This is a genomic window from Paraburkholderia domus (assembly GCF_905220705.1).
GTDB lineage: Bacteria > Pseudomonadota > Gammaproteobacteria > Burkholderiales > Burkholderiaceae > Paraburkholderia > Paraburkholderia domus.
The window spans coordinates 151,727-172,642 of record NZ_CAJNAT010000011.1 but is presented as its reverse complement, the minus strand read 5'-3'; the positions used below and the strand labels follow the sequence as shown (position 1 = coordinate 172,642).

Below are 20,916 nucleotides of genomic sequence, written 5' to 3'. Positions count from 1 at the left end.
CTCGTCGTCCGCCGCTTACGAGGCTTGCGAGACGCTGGCCGGCACGCTCTTCCCGGGGCCTTGAGGCACACCGGAAGAGGACGCGGCCGATGCACCGCCGGCCGGCACTGGCTGCTTCACCGGGGCGATCTTGATTGGCGCGCCGTCGCTCAGCCGGTCCATGCCGTCGGTTACGACCGTGTTGCCCGCCGCGAGGCCGGACACGATGACCGTGTGCTTGCCGTCGCTCGGGCCCAGTGTGACCTTGTGCACGGACACCGTATGGTTGGCATTGACGAGATAGACATAATCGCCCGGCGCACCGCTCTGCACGGCCGGCGTCGGCACCAGCACGGCGTTCTGCAACGTGTCGACCAGCAGCTTGACGTTGACGAACTCGCTTGGGAAAAGCGCTTCGTCGTCGTTCGCGAACGTCGCGCGTAGCGAGACCGTGCCGGTGCTGGTAGCCATCTGGTTGTTGACGGCATACAGCGTACCGGTCGCCACCAGCGTGCTGTTGTCGCTGCGGTAGGCGGTGACCGGCAGCTTCGCACCGGAATTGACGCGTTGCAGCACCGCGGCGAGCGAGTTCTGCGGCACGGTGAATTCCACCGTGGTCGGCTTCATGGTGGTAATGACCGCGATGCCCGGCTGGCTCGACGCGGTGACGTAGTTGCCGGGGTCGACGAGACGCAGGCCGACCCGGCCGGCAACGGGGGCGGTGATACGGCAATACGCCAGGTCGAGTTCGAACTGCGCGATGTTGGCCTTGTCGGCCTTGATCGCAGCCTCGTTCTGTTGGACGAGGAACCGCTGATCGACATAGGTCTGCTCGGCGATCGACTTTCGCTCGTTCAACTGCGTGTAGCGGACAAGGTCGGAGCGGGCTTGAGCAAGGGCAGCCTGGTCCTTGGCCAGTTGAGCCTCGGCCTGCTGTTTGCTGATCTCGTACTGGCGCGGATCGATCTGGGCGAGAAACTGCCCTTTCTCCACGTCCTGGCCTTCCCGATAGCCGACCGCTGTCAGATAGCCGCTCAATTGAGGCAGCACGGTCACCGTTGCCACGGGCGTAACCGTGCCCAGTTCGCTCAGGACGACCGGCATCTCGCCCTGGGTCACGGCGGCGACCGTCACGACCTGCGGCTCCGCAACGGCCTTCGGTGGCTTTTGGCGAAACAGGTGCACAAGGATCAGGGCGACCAGCGCCAGCACTATCACCGCGAACAGGATTCGCCCGCGTCGGGAACGCTTCGGCTGCGTGGACGTCACTTCGCTCATGCCAACCTCCGAAAACAGCAACTGCCCCACAAACCCAGGGCGCGTCGATTCACCGGACCGGAAAGATTATGCAGTTGAAGTCTAACCAACTGTCGCGTTGTTTTAGGAACATTGTTCTGTATGGATATTCCAATTCGTCACGACAGGCGCTGACGTAACATCGCGTAACACGTTAGTGTGCTTTGTTAGAAAAATCGGCAAGCGTCATCAGATGGGCGAGACGGTGCGGCGAGCTTAACGCGAGCGAGGTCGACAGGATGACAACGGCGATCGTTGTGGGCGCAACCGGGCTGACTGGCTCGGCGTTAGTGAGGCAGTTGCCGGACGATGAGCGGTTGACTTCCGTCACGGCACTCACGCGCCGTTCGATTGGCCTGTCGCACGTGAAACTTCCCGCTGCGAGGTGCTGCAGCATGGAGCGATCTTGAGCGGCTACAAAGGGCGGTATGCGGCTGTCAACAGACATCGCACATCAAACGGCGCTCGCATACGGCACCTTGCTGTGTGCCGCTTTTTCCCGGCTAAAACTGCTGGGAATAGTTTTCACTAAGGGAAAACCCGTATAATGCACGCCTAGAGGTCAGACAACTATAAGACATAATAGTCGTCAAGGCCTTTGCTGCGTCGTGCCGCGCAGCGCCTACCCTGAAAAGCCCTTCTCTCCCTGCCCCGTGAATCCGACCGCGACTGCCCTGCCTTTCCGAAACGCCCTGCTAGCCATGCTCGGCATCGGCCTCGTCAACATGCTGGTCGCACTCGACCAGACCGTCGTCAGCACCGCGTTACCTTCGATCGTCGCCGAACTGCATGGTTTCGAGTACTACGCATGGATTGCCAGCGCGTATCTGTTGGCGTCCGTGGTGACCGTCCCTGTGTTCGGCCGTCTCGGCGACTACTTCGGCCGCAAGCGTTTCGTGATCGCCGCTGTCATCACGTTCACGGTGGCGTCGGTGCTCTGCGGCGTCGCGAACGACATGCTGTTCCTCGTCATCGCGCGCGGTTTGCAAGGAGTCGGCGGCGGGATGATGGTCGGCACGGCGTTCGCGTCGATACCTGACCTTTTCCCCGATCCGCGCGCGCGGGTGCGCTGGCAAGTAGTCATGGCGGCCGCCTACGGGATCGGCACCGCGGCGGGGCCGTCGCTGGGCGGCTGGATGAGCGAGCATTGGGGCTGGCGCTCCACCTTCCTGATCAATTTGCCGGTCGGCGCTGCGGCGCTCTATTTCATCTGGGCGCATCTGCCGAACTTCCGGCGTCCGCTTGAGGGCGACGTCAGGATCGACTGGCTCGGCGCAGCGCTGGTCGCCGCCGTGCTGGGCGGCCTGCAGGCGTTCATCGAAGCGGTGCCGAAACACGGCCTGACGCCCGGCAACCTGGCGCTGGCGGCCTTCGTGATCGTGGGCGCAATCGCGTTGCTAGTGTGCGAGAAACGCGCCACGCACCCGATCATTCCGCTCGACCTGTTCAAGGATGCGCAACTCGTCACGCTATTCATCCTCGGCTTCCTGTCCGGCTTCGTGATGTTCTCGCTGATCTTCTTCGCGCCGCTGCTGTTGCAAGGCGGCTTCGGGCTGTCGCCGCAACAAGCCGGCCTGCTCGCTACGCCGATTGCCGCCTGCATCGCCCTCGGCAGCCTGCTGAATACGCGTATCGTCATTCACATGAAGAAGCCCACGCGGATTCTGTCGATCGGTTTCGCGCTGCTGCTGTTCGCCTCGATCGCGTTGGCGTTTGCCAATCCGGAAACGCCGCATGTATGGATCGAATTGCCGATGGCGGCCGTCGGCATCGGCCTGGGTTTCATCCTGAACAATCTGAATGTGTTCGGCCAGGAGATTGCCGGGCGTGAACGCTTCGGCATCACGACGGCACTGCTGCAGTCCACGCGGATGGTCGGTGGGATGCTGGGCACCAGCATTGTGGCAACCGTGGTGCAGCATCACTACCGCGACGTGGTCACGCGCACGATGAGCGTGCTCGGCGAGCCGGCCGTATCGCAATGGCAGCCGCGCTTCGTCGACTTGCGCATCCTGATCGATGAGGCATTGCGTCTGAAACTGATTGCGGATATGAAGCCGTCGGGACTCAATACGCTGGCGCTGATCGACACGGCACGCGATGCACTGGTGCAGTCGATTCATATCGGCGTGTGGCTGACGGCGGTGGCGGCACTCGCGGCCGCGTTGCTCGTGCAGCGCATCTCGCACGTTGTGTTTCGCCAGAGTTGAGCGCGGCGGTGGCCGCGCTCTGCGCCGCTTATTGGACGGCTTATCGGAACGCTTATTGCGCGGCTTATTGCGCCCCGAGCTTCCTGATCAGCACGTCGAGTTGGGCCATTTCTTCTTCGGTCAGATCGGTCAGCGGTGCGCGCACCGGACCCGCGCTGTGGCCGACCAGCTTCGCACCGGCCTTCACAATACTGACCGCATAACCCTGGCGGCGGTTGCGGATCTCCAGATACGGCAGGAAGAATTCGTCGATCAGCTTGCCGACGGTGGCGTGGTCGTCCGCGGCAATCGCGCGATAGAAATCCATCGCGGTCTTCGGAATGAAGTTGAAGACTGCTGACGAATACACCGGCACGCCCAGCGCCTTGTAAGCCGCGGCGTAGACTTCCGCGGTCGGCAGGCCGCCGAGATACGAAAACCGATCGCCAAGGCGGCGGCGAATCGTCACCATCGCCTCGATTTCACCCACACCGTCCTTGAAGCCGATCAGGTTCGGGCAACTGTCGGCGAGACGTTCGAGCATGTCCGCATTCAGCTTCGAATTCGCGCGGTTATAGACGATCACGCCCATGTTCTTCACCGCCTTGCACACCTGTTCGACGTGCGCGGCAATCCCTTCCTGCGATGCCTCGGTCAGATAGTGCGGCATCAATAGCACGCCGCTTGCGCCGAGTCGCTCGGCTTCCTGTGCGTATTCGATCGCCACGCGCGTCGGGCCGCCCGCGCCCGCGAGAATCGGCACCTTGCCTCTGCAAGTCTCGGTCGCCGTGCGAATCACGTTCGTGTAGTCGCTTTTGGTCAGCGAGAAAAATTCGCCGGTGCCGCCGGCGGCAAACAGTGCAGTCGCGCCATACGGCGCGAGCCATTCCAGGCGCGCGGCATAGGTATCGGCGCGGAAATCGCCCCGTTCGTCGAAGTCGGTAACGGGAAAGGACAGCAGGCCTTCGGAAACGATCGCTTTGAGTTCTTGAGGTGAGGTCATAGCGTGAATAGCGTAAATGGTGGGTGAAAGCGGGCGGCCATACGGGCCGCCGTTCAAATCATGAGAGACTCAGCGCACCAGACACGGGCGCTTGTTATCGAACTTCCAGTTCGGAATCAGGAACTGCATGGCAACGCCGTCGTCGCGCGCGCCCAGGCCATGCTGCTGATACAGCGCGTGGGCCTTCTCGATCTCGTCCATGTCCAGCTCGACACCGAGGCCGGCGGCCTGAGGCACCTTGACCTTGCCGCCGACGATCTGCAGCGGCTCACGCGTCAGACGCTGACCGTCCTGCCAGATCCAGTGCGTGTCGATCGCCGTGATCTTGCCGGGTGCCGCTGCCGCGACATGCGTGAACATCGCAAGCGAAATGTCGAAGTGATTGTTCGAGTGCGAGCCCCAGGTCAGGCCCCACTCGTTGCACATCTGCGCCACGCGCACCGAGCCCTGCATGGTCCAGAAGTGCGGATCGGCAAGCGGAATATCCACGGACTGCAACTGAATTGCGTGACCCATCTGCCGCCAGTCGGTCGCGATCATGTTGGTCGCCGTCGGCAAACCGGTTGCGCGGCGGAATTCGGCCATCACCTCGCGTCCCGAGTAGCCGTTTTCCGCGCCGCACGGATCTTCCGCATAAGCCAGCACGTCGTGCTGGTCGCGGCACAGGCGCACCGCTTCCGCGAGCGACCAAGCGCCATTCGGATCGAGCGTGACGCGGGCGTTGGGGAAGCGTTCAGCGAGCGCCGTGACCGCTTCGATTTCGGCGTCGCCGGGCAGCACGCCGCCCTTGAGCTTGAAATCGTTGAAGCCATAGCGCGCTTGCGCCGCCTCGGCAAGCCGCACCACCGCTTCAGGCGTCATCGCTTCTTCGGTCCGCACGCGCTCCCAATCGTCACGCCCTTCTGCGCCACTGGCATAAGGCAGATCGGTTTTCTTGCGGTCGCCGATATAGAACAGGTAACCGAGCATTTCCACTTCGTCGCGCTGCTGGCCTTCGCCGAGCAGGGCCGCGACGGGCACACCCAGATGCTGGCCAAGCAGATCGAGCAGCGCGGCTTCGAGCGCGGTCACCGCATGAATGGTGGTGCGCAGGTCGAAGGTCTGCAGGCCGCGGCCGCCTGCATCGCGGTCGGCGAATTGCGTGCGTGCTTTGTTCAGGATAGCTTGCAAATTACCGATCGACTGGCCGACGAGGAACGGACGGGCATCGTCGATGGTCTTGCGGATGCTCTCGCCGCCCGGCACTTCGCCGACGCCGGTATGGCCGGCACTGTCGCGCAGAATGACGATGTTGCGCGTGAAGAATGGGCCATGCGCGCCGCTCAGATTCATCAGCATGCTGTCACGGCCGGCGACGGGTACGACACGCAGCTCGGTCACGATCGGCGTAGCGTTCGATTGGGATGAGTTTGTGGACATGAGAATGGGCCCGGTTGAGTTAGCGAGCCAGCAAGTGGGCGTCCGCGCGCTGGATAAGCGTGCTCGGGACCCGTGCCGGAGAGAAAGTGGGAAATGCGTTATTCATGGTCGACGATTTTCGCCAGTCAGTGTGCTTTGCTATGCAAAGCCTCCGGCAGCGCGTCGCGGTTCACGCGGCGATTGCGTGCGAGGAAGCCGGCCGCCGCCGCGATCAGCGAAGCCACGCCCAAGGCATACAAGCCGCCCGTAATCGAACCGGTGTGCTGCTGCAGATAGCCGAACGCGGCCGGCGCGAAGAATCCGCCGAGGTTGCCCACCGAGTTGATCAGCGCAATGACCGCGGCAGCAACGCGTGCGTCCAGATAACCCTGTGGAATCGGCCAGAAGAGCGAAGAAGCGGCCTTGAAACCAATCGCCGAGAAGCAGATCGCCACGAACGACAGCACCGGATTGCTCGAAGTCGAGGCGAACAGCCCGCACGCCGCGATCACGAGCGCCACGGCCAGCCACGCTTGCTGGAAACGCCATTTCGCCGACAACACCGCGAAGCAGTACATCGCGACCATGGCGATGAGCCACGGGATGGTATTGAACATGCCGACTTCGAAGTCCGAGAGTCCACCCATCTTGCGGATGATCGTCGGGAGCCAGAAGGTGGCCGCGTAAATGGTCAATTGAATCGCGAAGTACAGAAAACAGAATAGGAGAATCTGCGGGTCTTTCAGCAGTTTCATCGAGGGCAGATGCGCGCCACCGTGCGCCTCGCGCTCGGCCTGCTCCGCGGCGATCGAGCTTTCGAGAACGGTCTGCTCCTCAGCCGTCAGCCACGAGGCATCGCGAATCCGCGACTTCAGCAACATCCAGCTGACACCGCACAGCACGATCGAGAAACCGCCTTCAATGAGAAACATCCATTGCCAGCCGTGCAGGCCGAGTCCGCTAATGGACAGCAGGCTGCCGGTAATCGGCCCGGACAGCACCGACGCAAGTGCGGAGCCCGAGAGAAAAACCGCGACAGCCTTGCCGCGGTCTTTCTGCGGCAGCCATTGCGTGAAATAAAACACCACGCCCGGGAAGAAGCCGGCCTCAGCGATGCCGAGCAGGAATCGCAGCACGTAGAAGGACGTATCGTTCCAGACGAATGCCATGGCGGCTGCGACAAGCCCCCAGGTGCCCATGATGCGAGTCAGCCAGGCGCGCGCACCGTACTTCTGCATCAGCACATTCGACGGCACCTCGAACAGCGCGTAGCCGACAAAGAACAAACCGCTCCCCAGACCGTAAGCGGCGGCACCGATGCCGAGGTCCGTCTGCATGTGGGAATTGACGAATCCAATGTTCACGCGGTCGATGTAGTTCGCGATGAACATGATCAGAAAAAGCGGCAGCACGTGCCGCTTGACCTTCGAGACCGCGGACTCAAGCGGATCGGCAGCGGTGGCGAGAGCAGATGTCAAGGTTGTCTCCGGTTTCGGCCACGCCAGCGGCCTGATCGAGCGCATCGCGGCGCATTCGAACAGGCCGGGTCATCCGTTTTCGAAATGCGTGATACGTTGTCTGACGACAGTTTATCCGTTTCCGCCCGCTGGTTCCAATGCGGTGTTTACCCTGCCAATCCAGCCATGCGCATCGGGGACCGGCTGCCGAAACAGCATTTCAGTGCTCACATGAGTAAAATGAATTAAGACGTCCGACAACATGTAAGATACGCACTTGCCGAACAGACCATGACTGGCCATTGCGTCATTCCAACCTGCACCAGGAGCGTGAGATTCAGGTCGTTATCGTTCGGACTGACGCTATGATGGCTATGTCGATGCGTCACGTGGCGTCACTCCCACACGCAACGTGTGAATTTCCAGCCGATTAGTCAATAAGCCACAGAAATGAGCAGCCTAACTGAGAAGGTGGTGGCCACCCTTTCCGATGAAATCCGCCGCGGCACCCTAAGGCCGGGAGACCGCATCCCGACAGAAGTCGCGATGATGAAGCAGCTCTCCGTGAGCCGCTCCGTGGTCCGCGAGGCGATTTCGCGCCTGCAGGCGGCCAAAGTGGTCGAGACGCGTCACGGCATCGGCACGTTCGTTCTGGAGCCGGCCACGGAACAGTCCATGCAGCTGCACGCCGCCGACCTGTCCAGCATGCTGGACGTCATGGCTATCATCGAGTTCCGTATCGACGTCGAAGCAGCCTCGGCCGCGCTCGCCGCGGCGCGGCGCACCGAGCAGAATCTCAAGCAGATTCGTGCCGCGCTGGCGCGCTTCGAGTCCGAACTCGAGCGGGGGAGTACCGACACGGTGGCGCACGACATCGAGTTTCATTTGCAGATCGCGCGTGCAAGCGGCAATCGTTATTTCTTCGATGTGCTCAGCCAGCTCGGCCGCGCGGTGAGCCCGCGCACGCGGCTCGGTACCGCCGAGATCGCGGAACTCGACCATATCGAACTCCTGCACAACGTGCTCAGCGAGCATCAGATGATCTATCGGGCAATCGAACGTCAGGACGCGGATGATGCGCGCGCCGCGATGCGGATGCATTTGAGCAATAGCCGCGAGAGACTTCGGCGCGCGCACGAGCTGAGTAAGGCGAGCGGCTGAGCCGGTCGGCCGTGATGCGTGCGCTCAATGATCGCCCGCCTCGCCGACCTCGACCCGCTTAACGCTTCAAGAGCCGCCCGGCTGCCGCACCAGCGGACTAAGGAGCCGACGCGTCTCCAACCGCTGGAGGCTCCTCCACATCCAGGCCCATCAAAGCCGAACTCAATGATTTGCCATGCGCATCGAGCGCAAGCGAGCGCGTCACACCTCCGCCAAGCGCATGGCCGAGTACGAAGTTGAACGCGGCGATGCCAGGCAATTCATAGCGCACGACTTCGCCGCGCACCACGTCGCTCAGATGCACCTTGACCCGCTCCGGTGTCAACACCGCCCGCAGATGCTCATAGTGCTTCGCGTCATAACAGATGACCGAGATATTCAGCGTATTGCCCTTGTCGCCGGTCCGCGAATGAGCAAGCTCACGTAGTTTCATGTCACGCCTCCACGAGCGAGAATGTCGGCTTGGCGTGCTCGCGCGGCAGCAACACCGATTGCACCGCGACGACTTCGCGCGCCGACCTGGTCACACCGCCACCGCCCGCCGGGCCGTTCGTGTAAAGCGTCTCCACCTCGTTGCCGATCCGCACTGCGTGCGCCAGCGATCCGGTGCGCCCCGCGACCCGGGCCCGTACTTCATAAGGCTCGGCGTAACCGCTGGCCAGCGTTTCGCCATGCAATGCGTTCACGCCGATCAGATCGAAGCGCAATTCACGCGTGTCGACACCGGTCAGCGCAAGCCTTTCCCGCACGATATCGAGTGCGAGCCGGGCACGTGCCAGCGCGCCGGGACCCCCGTATGAAATCTGCCCTTCGCCGATATAGCCGTCGAAGTAAGCGACCGACACCTTCAACGTATCGGTACGCGGCGTACCGCGTCCACCGCTCACGCGAATGCGATCCGGCGCTTCCTGCGCGACTCGCACCTGCGTGAAATCGGCGACCACGTCGGGTTGCAAATAGCGCTCCGGATCGTGAATCTCATACAGCAATTGCTCTTTGCAGGTGGCCTCGGTCACCCGGCCGCCGGCCTGCGCGAGCTTGGTGATGACCACCGAGCCGTCCGGCGCGACTTCGGCGATGGGAAAGCCGAGCCGCGCGAGATTGGGAACGTCCTTGAAGCCCGGATCGGCAAAATAGCCACCGGTGATTTGCCCAGCGCATTCGAGCAGGTGGCCGATCACGGTCGCCTGGCCAAGCGTCTGCCAGTCGCCCATCTGCCAGCCGAATTCGTGGATCAGCGGCGCGACGAACAACGACGGATCGGCGACACGTCCGGTCAGGACGATTTGCGCGCCGGCCGCCAGCGCCTCGACAATCGCCGCTGCGCCAAGATACGCATTCGCGGACACCAGGCGATCCTTATAAGACGCGACGCGTTCCCCGGACTCCACGAAGCGGAAATCACCCTGCCGCACGTCATCGAGCACGTCGTCGCCGGTGACGGCGGCAATCTTCACGTCGCCGAGACCGAGCGAGCGCGCGACCTCGGCAGTTTTGCGCGCCGCCGCGAGCGGATTGGCCGCGCCCATGTTCGATACGATCCGCACGCCGTTGCGTATCGCAGCGGGGAGCACGGCCCGCATGCGCGTTTCGAGCAACGGGTCGTAGCCGAGCTCAGGATCTTTGCTGCGCGCCTGCTGCGCGATTGCAATGGTGCGTTCGGCGAGGCACTCGAATACGAGGTAGTCGAGTGCGCCGTGTTCTGCCAGTTCGACCGCGGGCTCGATGCGGTCGCCGGAATACCCCGCGCCCGCGCCGATTCGCACCGTTCGTCTATGTGGAGTGGCTGTCATGGTGGTCACATCCGTTCAGTAGAGCCGTGCAGCTCACAGTGAGAATATCCCCAGCACGACGCACGCAATCGTCATCACGATCGAGGCGCCGAACAGCAAAGGGAACGTGAATTTCTGATGGTCGGCGAGATCGATGCCGCACAGGCCGACCACGAGGAACGTCGCCGGCGTCAGCGGGCTGACCGGAAAGCCGGTCGTCATCTGGCCGAGCAGCGCAGCCTGGCCGACATGCACGGCGGGCACGCCGAGTTGGCCGGCCACTTCGGCGATCACCGGCAGCACGCCGAAGTAGAACGAGTCGGGGTCGAACAGCATGCTCAGCGGCATCGACATCAAGCCGAGCGCGACGGGGATATGGCCCGCCATCGCGGGCGGCACGAAACCGACTGCCGCCTGCGCCATGGCTTTCAGCATGCCGCTGCCCTGCATCACACCGGTGAAGACCCCGGCCGCAAGCAGAATGCCGGCCATCATCAACGCAGCACGTGCGTGAGCGTCGATCCGCTTACGCTGCATGTCGACGTTCGGATAGTTCACCATCAGCGCGATACACAGCCCGACCATGAACATGATCGCCGGCGGAATCTTCTCGCCCATCACGACCATCGTACCGAGTACGACCAGCGTCAAGACGATGTTGAACCAGAAGTTCTTCGGCCGCCGCAAGGCTTGTTCCTCGGGTGTCAACTCGCGTTTTGGCATCGGCACGGAAGCGCTCGCCGCCGTGAGGCCGAGCCGCTTTTCCTCGCGCCGCCCGAGCCAGAACGCCATGCTGAAGACGAACACCAAGCCGATCACCTGCACGGGGATCAGCGGGTTGAACAAGGCCGAAATCGGCAGATGCAGCGACGCCGACGCGCGGATCATCGGCCCCGTCCACGGCAGAAAATTGATGCCGGCGGCCATCGAAACCGCCGCAGCCAGCACGCGCCGGTCCATTTTCAGGCGATCGTAGAGCGGCAGCATCGCGGGAATCGTGACGAGAAAACACACCGCGCCGGAACCGTCCAGGTGAATCAGCAGTGCCAGCAAGGTGGTGCCCATCACGATGCGCGTGGGCCGCGTGCCGACGGCCCGCAAAATACGGTCGATGATCGGATCGAGCGTGCCGGCGTCGGTGATGGTGCCGAAGTACAGAATCGCGAATACGAACATCCCGACCACGGGCGCGAGACTCTTGAGCCCGTCGATCACGAATTTGCTTGTCTGAAAGCCGAAGCCGCCGATGAGCGACGCCGCAATCGGCACGATGATGAGCGCCACGAGCGGCGACATCCGTTTCGACAGAATCGCGCCGAGCAGCACGACGATGGTAGCGAGCCCCAGTAATGGCAGCATGTGCTTGTCTCCAATGTTGTTTTCTACTGCGATCCAGCGTAAGTTCGAAGCAGCAATAAAACAATTGAAATGAATTGATCGCAGCAATTACAAATCATCATGGATCTGAATCTTCGGGACATCCGCGCGTTCATCGCCGTCGCGCAAACAGGCAGCTTCACGCGGGCGGCGACACGCTTGCATCTTTCCCAACCGGCCTTGACGGTGCAGATTCGCCGCCTCGAGGAAACGCTGGGCATGCGGCTCTTCGATCGCAACAGCCGCAATGTCGCGCTCACGCCGACCGGCCGCGAGCTGCTGCCGCTGCTGCAGAAATCGCTGCACGACATGGAACATGTGCTGGTCGACGCACGTGCGCTCGGCGAGGGAACCAGCGGTACGGTGCGGATCGCGTGCCTGCCGACTTTCGCGGCCAGCGTCTTGCCCGAACTCGTACAAGAGATGAAGAAGGCGGTGCCGCGCGTGAGCTTCCATGTGCGCGACGTGGTCGCCAGCATGGTCAACACACTGGTACGCAATGAAGAGGTCGATATCGGGCTAACCGGCGGCGAACTGGACGACACCGGCTTCGAGGTGCTGCATGCGGGCATTGATCGCCTGGTGGCGGTTTTTCCGAAGCGCCACGCGCTGGCACGGCGACGGCGCATCACGCTGGCCGACCTCGCCGCCCTGCCGCTCGTGTTGACCGCACAAGGCACGAGCGTGCGGGCCGTGGTTGACGGCGCCTTTGCAAACGCCCGCTGTGTGCCGGAGATCGCGTGTGAGCCGACCTACATGATGAGCGCGGTCGCCATGGTGCGCGCCGGGCTCGGCGTGACCATCCTTCCGGCATCGGCCCGCGAGGTCAGAGCGGAACCTGATCTCGTGGTCCGCCCCGTCGACGATCCGGCGTTCACCCGCCCTATCGCCCTCATCAAGAAGCGCGGCAGGACCCTGCCCCCCGTCACGGAAACCTTCGTTGCGGTGTTGATCGAAAAGCTCGGCAAGATTTCAACGTCCGGGCAGACGTGAGATCGAGGCACGGCAGACAGGCGCTGCGCAATATGAGGTTTAAAGTCCGGCTCGCCTGGTTTCCGGCAAGCGGCCTTTCACTTTCAAACAGAGCCCAAATCGCCTCGCTATTCGTCTGCTTTAACCGGGCCGTCACACGCTAGTATTAACTTCGCGCGGGCGCGAGGAAACGTTCGCGTGCATTTTCCGAAAAACTTCGAAAAGCAAAAAATGATAATCAGTAAATTTCGAATGCTCGTGGTGGCCGCGGCCTCGTTCGCCACGATCGCTCCAGCGTACGCAGGATTAGGCGGCGCACCGACTTACCCCGTAACGGCCGGCAGTACCCGCGCAGGAGCGGCCAGCCAGGGCGGCGCCGCAGTGGCACGCTACGCGGCAAGCGCCAATGCGGCTGCGCCGGCTTACACCGTGAGTCAGACCACGCTGCCGTCCGGCACGGTGGTGAACGAGTACATCGCGGCGGGCAACACCGTGTTCGCATTGAGCTGGGAAGGCCCGACCATGCCGCCGCTCAACACGCTGCTCGCCACTTACTTCCCGTCTTATGTACAGGCCCTCACCGACGCGCACGCGACGCAAGGCGCCGGCTACGGGGCCGCTGTCGTGCGTCAGGCGGCTCTGGTCGTGGAGACCGGCGGCCATATGGGCGCCTTTGTGGGTCGAGCCTATCTGCCGCAAGCGTTGCCGCAAGGCCTTAGCGCTGACGATATCAAGTAAGTCTATTAAAACTAATCGAGAGAATAAAAGTGCGCAAAATCGCATGGATCATTGCCGCGGCGCTCGGGCTGAGTCTGGCTGGCTGCGGTGGGGGTGGCGGCGGGGATAGCAGCAGTAACAACAACACGACGATAAACGCACCGGCCGGCGCAAGTTCGCCCACAACGACGAACGGAACCAGTTCTTCGTCCAACACCAATAACTCGACGCCCAACGTCCTCGCGGCCGACGCGACAGCGGTGCCGACCGCCGCCGGTCCAGGCAACACGGTAGCGGTAACGGTAACCCGAACGGGCATCCACAATCAGCCCATGGTCAGCGTCACGCTCTGTACCGGTGGGTCTAACGCCCAAGCTAACTGCGCGACGATCCCGAATGTGATCGTCGATACCGCGTCGTTCGGGCTGCGCCTGGTTAGCTCGGCCATTCCGACCACCACCCTCAATGCGCTCGCAGTCGAAAAAGATCAGACGAGCAAGCTCCCGCTCGCGGAATGCGCGTTGTTCGGCAGCGGCTACGCATGGGGTACCGTCCATCTCGCAGACGTCGCGATTTCCGGTGAGATCGCCCCGAATTTGCCGATCCAGGTGATCGGCGATACAGCGCTGACCGTCCCCGCGCCGACCGAGTGCCAGGTTGGCCGTGCGCTGGTCACCACGAGCGATCTCGGCGCAAACGGTATTCTCGGCATCGGCGTAAGCCCAACCGACTGCGGCCTGGCGTGCCAGCAGGCACCGGTATCGACGTACTACTACACCAACGCCGGCACGGTTACCTCGGTGCCCCTCAGCGGACAGATCGCCAATCCGGTCACCCTGTTCGGGCAGGACAGCAATGGTGTAATTCTGGAGATGGCTCAGGTTTCCGACACCGGCAGCGCAACGGCTCAGGGCACGCTGGTGTTCGGTATCGACACGCAGGCCAACAATGTGTTGTACGGCACAGGCGCCACGCTGATGACGACGAACGCGAACGGCGACTTCACGTCGACCTACAACGGGGCCACACTGACGAAGACGTTCTTCGATTCCGGATCGACAGTATTGTTCTTCCCGGACCTGTCGATCCCGATTGATAGCTCGTCCGGCTATTACATACCGACCGCGACCGTCGGCCGGACGTCGACGCTGGTGGGAGCCAGCCCGGCGAGTGTGTCGCTCGGTTTCAATATTGCGAACGGAGCGACGCTGAACGCATCGGGGAATAACGCGTTCAATAACCTCGGTATCTACATGACCCGTCAGTTCGACTTCGGCATGCCATTCTTCTATGGCCGGCACGTGTACTACGGCATTTCGGGCAGCACGTCCAGGGGCGGCGGTGCCGGGCCGTATGTAGCGTACGTTTCGAGCTAAGCGATGTGGTGTCCTGCGCGGTGGATATCGGCGGTGGTATCGATATCCATTTGCGCGGGACACGAAGATTGCTAAAACGCCTAATAAATTCCCATCGCCCCTTCAATACTCCGCACCATCGAAACCAGCCGCGGCCCGATATCGCTTTCCAGCTGATTCTCCTTCAGCAGATAAGAAGGCACGCCGCAGTTGAACACCAGAATCTCGCCGTCAGCCGAAGGTTTCATCGGCACGGCGACTGCGTGTACTTCGCGTCGCAAGTCGCCGTACGAGACGCAAAACCCGCGCTCGTAGAAGTAATCGATGCTGCTCATCACGCGCTCGCGAAACGTCTTCCATTCATTCGGCGCCTTCACCGCAATCTCATTGCAAAGCGCTTCGCGCCGCTCGGCCGGCAGCGCTGCAAGAAGCGCGCGCCCCATCGCGGTCCGCACGATCGGATAGCTTAGGCCGATATCCGCCGGCATCCCCAAAGGCGTCGTGCTGCGGCTGCTTTCCAGGTACACGACATTGAGCCGGTCCCGCATGCCGAGCGAGACCGAACCGCGAATCTGATCCGCCAGCTCCTTCATCGAAGGCCGCGCGATCTGCCGCACGCTCAAGCTCGCGAGCAACGGATAGCCCAGCGACAACACAGCCGAACCGAGCTGAAACTTGTTGTTCATACGATTGACGCGCAAGTAGCCAAGGCGCGTAAGCGTGTAGGTAAAGCGCGAGATGGTGGCCTTGGTCATGCCGGTGCGCGCCGCCAGTTCCGCATTGCCGAGTTGCGATTCGCGCGGCGTAAAGCAATGCAGGATGTCGAGCCCGCGCGCCAACGTGGTGGCGAACTGCCGGTCGCCGTCGAATTCGTCGGGCACGTAGCGCGCCTTCGAATCCAGATAGTCGCTTGCCAGCGCCGCCGCCTCGGAACGCTTGTTGTTGGCTGCCATGATCGTCTCCCTCTGGATAGCCCATTTTGCGCCACCTGTTCAGCATATCCAAACTCTGTTCTGCAGAGTCGAACAAATCACGCCGACTGCCTGTAAATCTTCGATAGTGAAGTCATAAATCGACTCACATGACGGAGACAAGCATGACCAGGAACCCCTCACATTTCGACTCGATGCTCGCCGACGTCGCGCGTTTCGTTCGCGAAGAAGCGATTCCGCGCGAAAACGAGATCGAGCAGGCGAATGCCGTGCCGGCGGATCTCGTCGAACGCATGCGCGAACTCGGCTATTTCGGCTGGAGCATTCCGCGCGATTTCGGCGGCGCCGGACTGTCGACGGAGCAGCTCGTACGCGGCGCGTTCGAACTCTCGCAAGCCTCGGTGGCATTCCGTGCGCGGGTCGGCACCAATACCGGCATCGGTTCGGAAGCGCTCGTCGCCGACGGTACCGACGCGCAGAAGCAGCGCTATCTGCCGCGCCTCGCCTCGGGCGAACTGACCGGCGCTTTCGCGCTGACCGAAGCGGACGCCGGCTCGGACGCCACCGCGTTGCGCACCACCGCGCGACGCGACGGCGATCACTACATCCTCGACGGCAGCAAATGTTTCATCACTAACGCGCCGATCGCAGACCTGTTCACCGTGATGGCTCGCACTGATCCTGCCACGCCTGGCGCCGGCGGCATTTCCGCCTTTCTCGTCGAACGCGGCATGCCGGGTCTCTCCACCAGCGCGCCTTACGACAAAATGGGCCAGGCCGGTTCGCCCGTCGGTGACGTGGTGTTCAACGCTTGCCGCGTGCCTGCGGCCAATCTGATCGGCGGCGTCGAAGGTCAAGGCTTCCGCACCGCGATGAAGGTGTTGAACAAGCAGCGCATTCACCTGGCAGCGCTATGCACCGGTCCTGCCATGCGGATGCTTGAAGAAGCCGTTGCTTACACCTCGAAGCGGGAGCAATTCGGCAAGCCTGTCGCCGAGTTCCAACTCGTGCAGGCGCTGATCGCCGAATGCCAGACCGAAATTTTCGCCGCGCGCTCGATGATTCTCGAAACCGCCCGCAAACGCGATGCGGGCGAGGACGTCGCGCTGGAAGCATCGATGTGCAAGATGTTCGCCTCGGAGATGTGCGGACGCGTCGCGGATCGCGCGGTCCAGATGCTCGGCGGACGCGGCTATCTTGCGGGCAATGCGGTCGAGCGGTTCTACCGCGATGTGCGCGCCTTCCGCATCTATGAAGGCACCACGCAGATTCATCAGTTGAACATCGCGAAGATCACGCTGCGGCGCGCGGCTGAACGGGATCAGGCGAAACAGAAGGACGGCGTTCAAATCGACGCTGCGCGTGCCGCATGAGCGCCGCTATGAACACCGTCACACACGCCACCGCGCACGTCGCAAACACGCTCGACATTCAACGGCTCGTCGATCCGCGCTCGATTGCGATCATCGGCGCCTCTAACGATCCGAAGTCGATCAGCGGCCAGCCCATGCGCTTTCTCATGCAGCACGGTTATCAGGGCACGCTGTATCCGGTGAATCCAAAATATGCCGAGATTGCCGGCGTGGCGTGCCACGCGAGTATCGCCGCATTGCCCGCGATTCCCGATCTCGCGTTGATCCTCGTCGCGGCGCGGCGCGTGCCCGACATGCTGCGTCAATGCGGCGAAAAAGGCATCGGCTTCGCGATTATCTACAGCTCCGGATTCGCTGAAGCAGGCGAAGCCGGCGCCGCGTTGCAGCGCGAATGCGCGGACGTCGCGAAGGCGTTCGGTATCCGCGTGATCGGTCCGAACTGCCAGGGATTCGTCAGTACCGGTGCCGGCGTCTACGCTGGATTCGGCGCACCGTTCGGCGTCGATTACCGGCGCGGTGGCTTGTCGCTGATTTCGCAAAGCGGCGGCTTCGGCTGCGCGCTGCTGCTGATGGCCGACGAACTCGGCATCGGCTTGCGGCATTTCATCACCACCGGCAACGAGGCCGACGTCAGCCTGCTCGATCTGGTCGACGCCTGCATCGCGGACCCGAAAACGTCGCTGATCGCCGCGTATATCGAAGGCTTGAAAGATGCGCGGCGTCTCGTCGACGTCGCCAACCGCGCGCTCGACGCCGGCAAACCGCTGCTCGCCTGGAAAGTCGGCAACACGGCCGACGGTGCCAAAGCAGCCGCGTCGCACACGGCGAATCTGGGTGGTGCATCCGCGCTCTATCGTACGGCGTTCCGCCAGACCGGCGTGATCGAAGTCACCGACGTCGCGGACCTCGGCGACTACGCCAGAGCGTTCGAAGCCAAACGCCTGCCGCGCGGCAACCGGATCGCGGTCGTCACGCTCTCGGGTGGTGCCGGCATTCTGATCACCGATGCCTGTGCTGAACGTGGCATGTCGGTGCCCGCGTTGTCGGCGGCCACGCTCGAGCGGCTCAAGCCGATCGTGCCCGCGTTCGCCTCGTTGAACAATCCGATCGATCTCACCGCGGGCATCCTCGCCGAGCCGAAGATCTTTGCCGACGCACTGCAGATCATCGCCGACGATCCGAACATCGATGCCATCGCGATCATGGCAGCCGCAGCGAGTGGAGAAGTGGCACGCGCGATGGCCGAGGCGATCGTGCGCGTCTACGACGCCACGACCAAGCCGATGATGCTCGCCTGGAACGCGCGCCGCGATATGGCCGCCGACGCATACGAGATGATCGAGACGCATGGCGTGCCGCTGTATGCGACGCCGGTGCGTTGCGGACGCGCGTTCGCGGCGTTGTCGGACTACGCGCAGGCGCGGCGGGCACGTGCAGTGGCGCGCAGTGCCGCACCGCATGCACTGGTGCAATACGATGTCGAGCAAGCCCGCGCGTTGCTGGCTGCTAGTCAAGGCGACCTGACCGAACATGCTTCGCAGACCTTGCTGCGCGATTACGGCGTCGAGACGCCGAGAAGCGCGCTCGCGCATAGCCGCGACGAAGCATGCGCCATCGCGCGGTCGATCGGCTTTCCGCTCGTGATCAAGGTGCAGTCGCCCGACATTCCGCATAAGACGGAAGCTGGCGCCGTGCGAATCGGCATCCGCGATGAAGCGACGCTCGCCGATGCCTTCGACGAAATCGTTGCGAACGCGCGCCGCCATGTGCCCCATGCACAAATCGAAGGTGTGCTGGTGCAGGAAGAGATCCGCGATGCGATCGAAATGATCGTCGGCATCGAGAACGATGCGTCTTTCGGACCGGCTGTGATGTGCGGTCTCGGTGGGATCTATGCCGAAGTGCTGAAGGATGTGGCGTTCCGGCTGGCCCCGGTCACACACGCCGACGCTCACGCGATGATCCGCGAATTGCGCGCCTTCGCAATGCTCGATGGTGCGCGCGGCAAACCGCCCGGCGATATCGAGGCGCTGGTCGAGACGATCGTCGCGCTCTCCGCGATGGCGCTCGACCAGCAGACGAGCCTGAAGGAGCTGGATATCAATCCGCTTTTCGTGCTGCCTGCGGGCAAGGGCGTGCGGGCCGGCGACGCGTTAGCGCGCTGCATGCCGCGCGCGGCCGACGCCATCGATGTTGTCGGCGCCGCCGACGACATGCACGAAAGCGAGCATTGCGCGCCGGCCGTCGTGGACGGATAGTGAAGCGGTGCCAGGCCGCTTTGAGACCGGATGTCGCTGATTTGCCGCGCTACATGCAGTGTTATGCATCGCGCTAAAACCGCACCACGCGCGGCAATACGCATCGCAACATGCGCAGCGACACCCACCGCAGTTGGCATTCTTCGCGAGACCATCATGCACGGCTATTCGCATTCAGGCACATCGACCACGGACGACCTCACGGCCGTCGAAGTCGAACGCACTTACCGCAAGATCTTTTTCCGGCTGATTCCGTTGCTGTTTCTCTGCTACGTGATCAGCTATATCGACCGCGTCAATATCAGCTTTGCCAAGCTGCAGTTCATGCACGACCTCGGCTTCTCTGAGTCGACTTATGGCTTGGGCGCAGGGCTTTTCTTCATCGGCTACGTGCTGTTCGAAGTCCCGAGCAATCTGTGGATGCAGCGCGTCGGCGCACGCCGCACGTTGTTGCGCATCATGTTCGCGTGGGGGCTGGTATCGAGTCTGATGATGTTCGTGCGCACGCCGACGCAGTTCTATGCAATGCGCTTCCTGCTCGGCGTGACCGAAGCGGGCTTCTTCCCCGGCATCATCTTTTATCTGAGCTGCTGGTTTCCCGGCGCGCGGCGCGCACGGGTGACCGCGTTTCTGATGATGGCGACCGCGGTAGCGGGGATCATTGGCGGCCCGATGTCCGGGTTCATCATGACGCGGCTCGCGGGTGTGGGCGGCTTGCCGGGCTGGCAGTGGCTGTTCCTTCTCGAAGGCGTGCCAGCGGTGACGCTCGGAATCGTTGCGTTCCTCACGCTCGGCGACAGGCCGGAAGATGTCAGCTGGCTCGACGAACGCGAGAAAGCGCTGGTGTCGCGTGAACTCGCCGCCGATGAGAAGACCAAGCAGACCGGCCATCTCGACGGACTGCGCGGCGCACTCGCGAACCCACGTGTGTATTTCGCGGCGCTCGTCTATTTCGCGGTGATGATGCCGTTCAACGCGATCGGCTTCTGGGCACCGACGATCATCCGCGATATGGGCGTCGCCAACGTGCTGGACATTGGGCTCCTGTCCGCGCTCGTCTTCATTGCGGCTGCGCTCGGCACCTATGTGGTGGGCGCCAGTTCCGACCGGACCATGGAGCGGCGCTGGCACGTCACGGCCAGCGCTTGCGTGACCGCGCTGGCATTCGCGCTGCTGCCGGCCGCCGGTCATAACGTCGCGCTCGGTGTGGGTTTGCTGGCGCTGGCGGCGGCTGCGTCGTACGGCTCCTTTGTCGTGTTCTGGACGATTCCGCAGACCTTCTTGCCGCGTTCGTCGGCGGCCGGCGGCATCGCGATGATCACGAGTCTCGGCGGTACCGGCGGCTTCGTGAGTCCGGCGTTCGTCGGCTGGGTCAAGACGCAGACCGGCAGCGCGCAATATGGGCTGATTGGACTGGCGGTAGTGCTGCTGGCAGGCGTTGTGTTGATGCTGGTGGTGTTTCCGGCACCGGGGAGAAGCGTTTCGAATACCACAGTGGCTGGCAATTCGAATGTACCGCCGCAGCATGGACTCGGGCAGACGAATCATTGAACGCGTCTGGCAAGGCCGGCCTCTCCGCCGGCCCCGCCGGACCGCGCCCGGTATTGACGCTGCCCAAGCAGCGTCCGAACGCGAAAATTCGTAGCCTGGTTGATTTTCTGGTCGCGGCGCTGGCAA

At 62.7% G+C, this 20,916-nt stretch carries 17 protein-coding genes; 8 read left to right on the top strand and 9 right to left on the bottom strand.

The features are described from left to right. Positions 1 to 15: 15 nt before the first annotated feature. Positions 16 to 1,257 carry an efflux RND transporter periplasmic adaptor subunit gene (locus KHO31_RS20365; RefSeq protein ID WP_201074145.1) on the bottom strand — a complete coding sequence of 414 codons (1,242 nt, stop codon included), beginning with the start codon at positions 1,255 to 1,257 and terminating at the stop codon, positions 16 to 18. Positions 1,258 to 1,429: 172 nt separating this feature from the next. Further along, entirely contained in the window at positions 1,430 to 1,672 is a 243-nt protein-coding gene (locus tag KHO31_RS20360; protein WP_201140232.1) for a hypothetical protein, read from the bottom strand. A gap of 304 nt (positions 1,673 to 1,976) precedes the next feature. Between KHO31_RS20360 and KHO31_RS20355 the strand changes: the two genes are divergently transcribed. Further along, the gene (locus KHO31_RS20355; RefSeq protein ID WP_201140234.1) at positions 1,977 to 3,485 is read left to right on the top strand and encodes an MFS transporter; all 1,509 of its coding nucleotides are present in this window, start codon (positions 1,977 to 1,979) and stop codon (positions 3,483 to 3,485) included. Positions 3,486 to 3,549: 64 nt separating this feature from the next. Here the strand turns inward: KHO31_RS20355 and kdgD are convergent, their stop codons facing one another. The 3 genes from kdgD to KHO31_RS20340 form a co-directional block, all read right to left on the bottom strand. Next, positions 3,550 to 4,467 carry a 5-dehydro-4-deoxyglucarate dehydratase gene (gene kdgD / locus KHO31_RS20350; RefSeq protein ID WP_201140236.1) on the bottom strand — a complete coding sequence of 306 codons (918 nt, stop codon included), beginning with the start codon at positions 4,465 to 4,467 and terminating at the stop codon, positions 3,550 to 3,552. Positions 4,468 to 4,536: 69 nt separating this feature from the next. Further along, a complete protein-coding gene (gudD, locus tag KHO31_RS20345; protein WP_201074139.1) occupies positions 4,537 to 5,886 on the bottom strand; it encodes a glucarate dehydratase in 1,350 nt (449 codons plus the stop codon). A gap of 125 nt (positions 5,887 to 6,011) precedes the next feature. Continuing rightward, a complete protein-coding gene (locus tag KHO31_RS20340; RefSeq protein ID WP_201074137.1) occupies positions 6,012 to 7,343 on the bottom strand; it encodes an MFS transporter in 1,332 nt (443 codons plus the stop codon). Positions 7,344 to 7,772: 429 nt separating this feature from the next. On the opposite strand from KHO31_RS20340, the gene KHO31_RS20335 reads away from it, so the two are divergent. Further along, complete coding sequence (locus KHO31_RS20335) at positions 7,773 to 8,483, top strand: FadR/GntR family transcriptional regulator (protein ID WP_201074135.1); 711 nt, start codon at positions 7,773 to 7,775, stop codon at positions 8,481 to 8,483. Between the two features lie 97 nt (positions 8,484 to 8,580). Here the strand turns inward: KHO31_RS20335 and KHO31_RS20330 are convergent, their stop codons facing one another. The 3 genes from KHO31_RS20330 to KHO31_RS20320 are packed head-to-tail and all read right to left on the bottom strand — an operon-like array spanning position 8,581 to position 11,614. Further along, entirely contained in the window at positions 8,581 to 8,916 is a 336-nt protein-coding gene (locus KHO31_RS20330; protein WP_201074133.1) for an AtuA-related protein, read from the bottom strand. Position 8,917: 1 nt separating this feature from the next. Further along, entirely contained in the window at positions 8,918 to 10,276 is a 1,359-nt protein-coding gene (locus tag KHO31_RS20325; RefSeq protein ID WP_201074131.1) for an acyclic terpene utilization AtuA family protein, read from the bottom strand. Between the two features lie 33 nt (positions 10,277 to 10,309). Beyond that, positions 10,310 to 11,614: a CitMHS family transporter gene (locus KHO31_RS20320; protein ID WP_201074129.1), complete on the bottom strand. Its 1,305-nt coding sequence runs from the start codon at positions 11,612 to 11,614 to the stop codon at positions 10,310 to 10,312. 99 nt (positions 11,615 to 11,713) lie between these two features. Between KHO31_RS20320 and KHO31_RS20315 the strand changes: the two genes are divergently transcribed. The 3 genes from KHO31_RS20315 to KHO31_RS20305 all read left to right on the top strand — a co-directional run bounded on the left by KHO31_RS20315 (position 11,714) and on the right by KHO31_RS20305 (position 14,697). Next, the gene (locus tag KHO31_RS20315) at positions 11,714 to 12,625 is read left to right on the top strand and encodes a LysR family transcriptional regulator (RefSeq protein ID WP_201074127.1); all 912 of its coding nucleotides are present in this window, start codon (positions 11,714 to 11,716) and stop codon (positions 12,623 to 12,625) included. 210 nt (positions 12,626 to 12,835) lie between these two features. Next, the gene (locus KHO31_RS20310) at positions 12,836 to 13,342 is read left to right on the top strand and encodes a DUF2844 domain-containing protein (RefSeq protein WP_236060725.1); all 507 of its coding nucleotides are present in this window, start codon (positions 12,836 to 12,838) and stop codon (positions 13,340 to 13,342) included. Between the two features lie 29 nt (positions 13,343 to 13,371). Further along, positions 13,372 to 14,697 (top strand): DUF3443 domain-containing protein, encoded by a 1,326-nt coding sequence (locus tag KHO31_RS20305; RefSeq protein ID WP_211624026.1) that lies wholly within the window; start codon positions 13,372 to 13,374, stop codon positions 14,695 to 14,697. 80 nt (positions 14,698 to 14,777) lie between these two features. Here the strand turns inward: KHO31_RS20305 and KHO31_RS20300 are convergent, their stop codons facing one another. Further along, positions 14,778 to 15,629, bottom strand: coding sequence for an IclR family transcriptional regulator (locus KHO31_RS20300; protein WP_201074123.1), 852 nt, complete (start codon positions 15,627 to 15,629; stop codon positions 14,778 to 14,780). 143 nt (positions 15,630 to 15,772) lie between these two features. Here KHO31_RS20300 and KHO31_RS20295 point away from each other — a divergent pair, with 143 nt between their 5' ends. From KHO31_RS20295 to KHO31_RS20285, 3 genes are all read left to right on the top strand, one after another. Beyond that, a complete protein-coding gene (locus KHO31_RS20295; RefSeq protein WP_201074121.1) occupies positions 15,773 to 16,981 on the top strand; it encodes an acyl-CoA dehydrogenase family protein in 1,209 nt (402 codons plus the stop codon). An 8-nt stretch (positions 16,982 to 16,989) separates the two neighbouring features. Beyond that, the gene (locus tag KHO31_RS20290; RefSeq protein ID WP_211624024.1) at positions 16,990 to 19,239 is read left to right on the top strand and encodes an acetate--CoA ligase family protein; all 2,250 of its coding nucleotides are present in this window, start codon (positions 16,990 to 16,992) and stop codon (positions 19,237 to 19,239) included. 156 nt (positions 19,240 to 19,395) lie between these two features. Beyond that, positions 19,396 to 20,790 (top strand): MFS transporter, encoded by a 1,395-nt coding sequence (locus KHO31_RS20285; RefSeq protein WP_236071351.1) that lies wholly within the window; start codon positions 19,396 to 19,398, stop codon positions 20,788 to 20,790. Positions 20,791 to 20,916 lie beyond the last annotated feature (126 nt).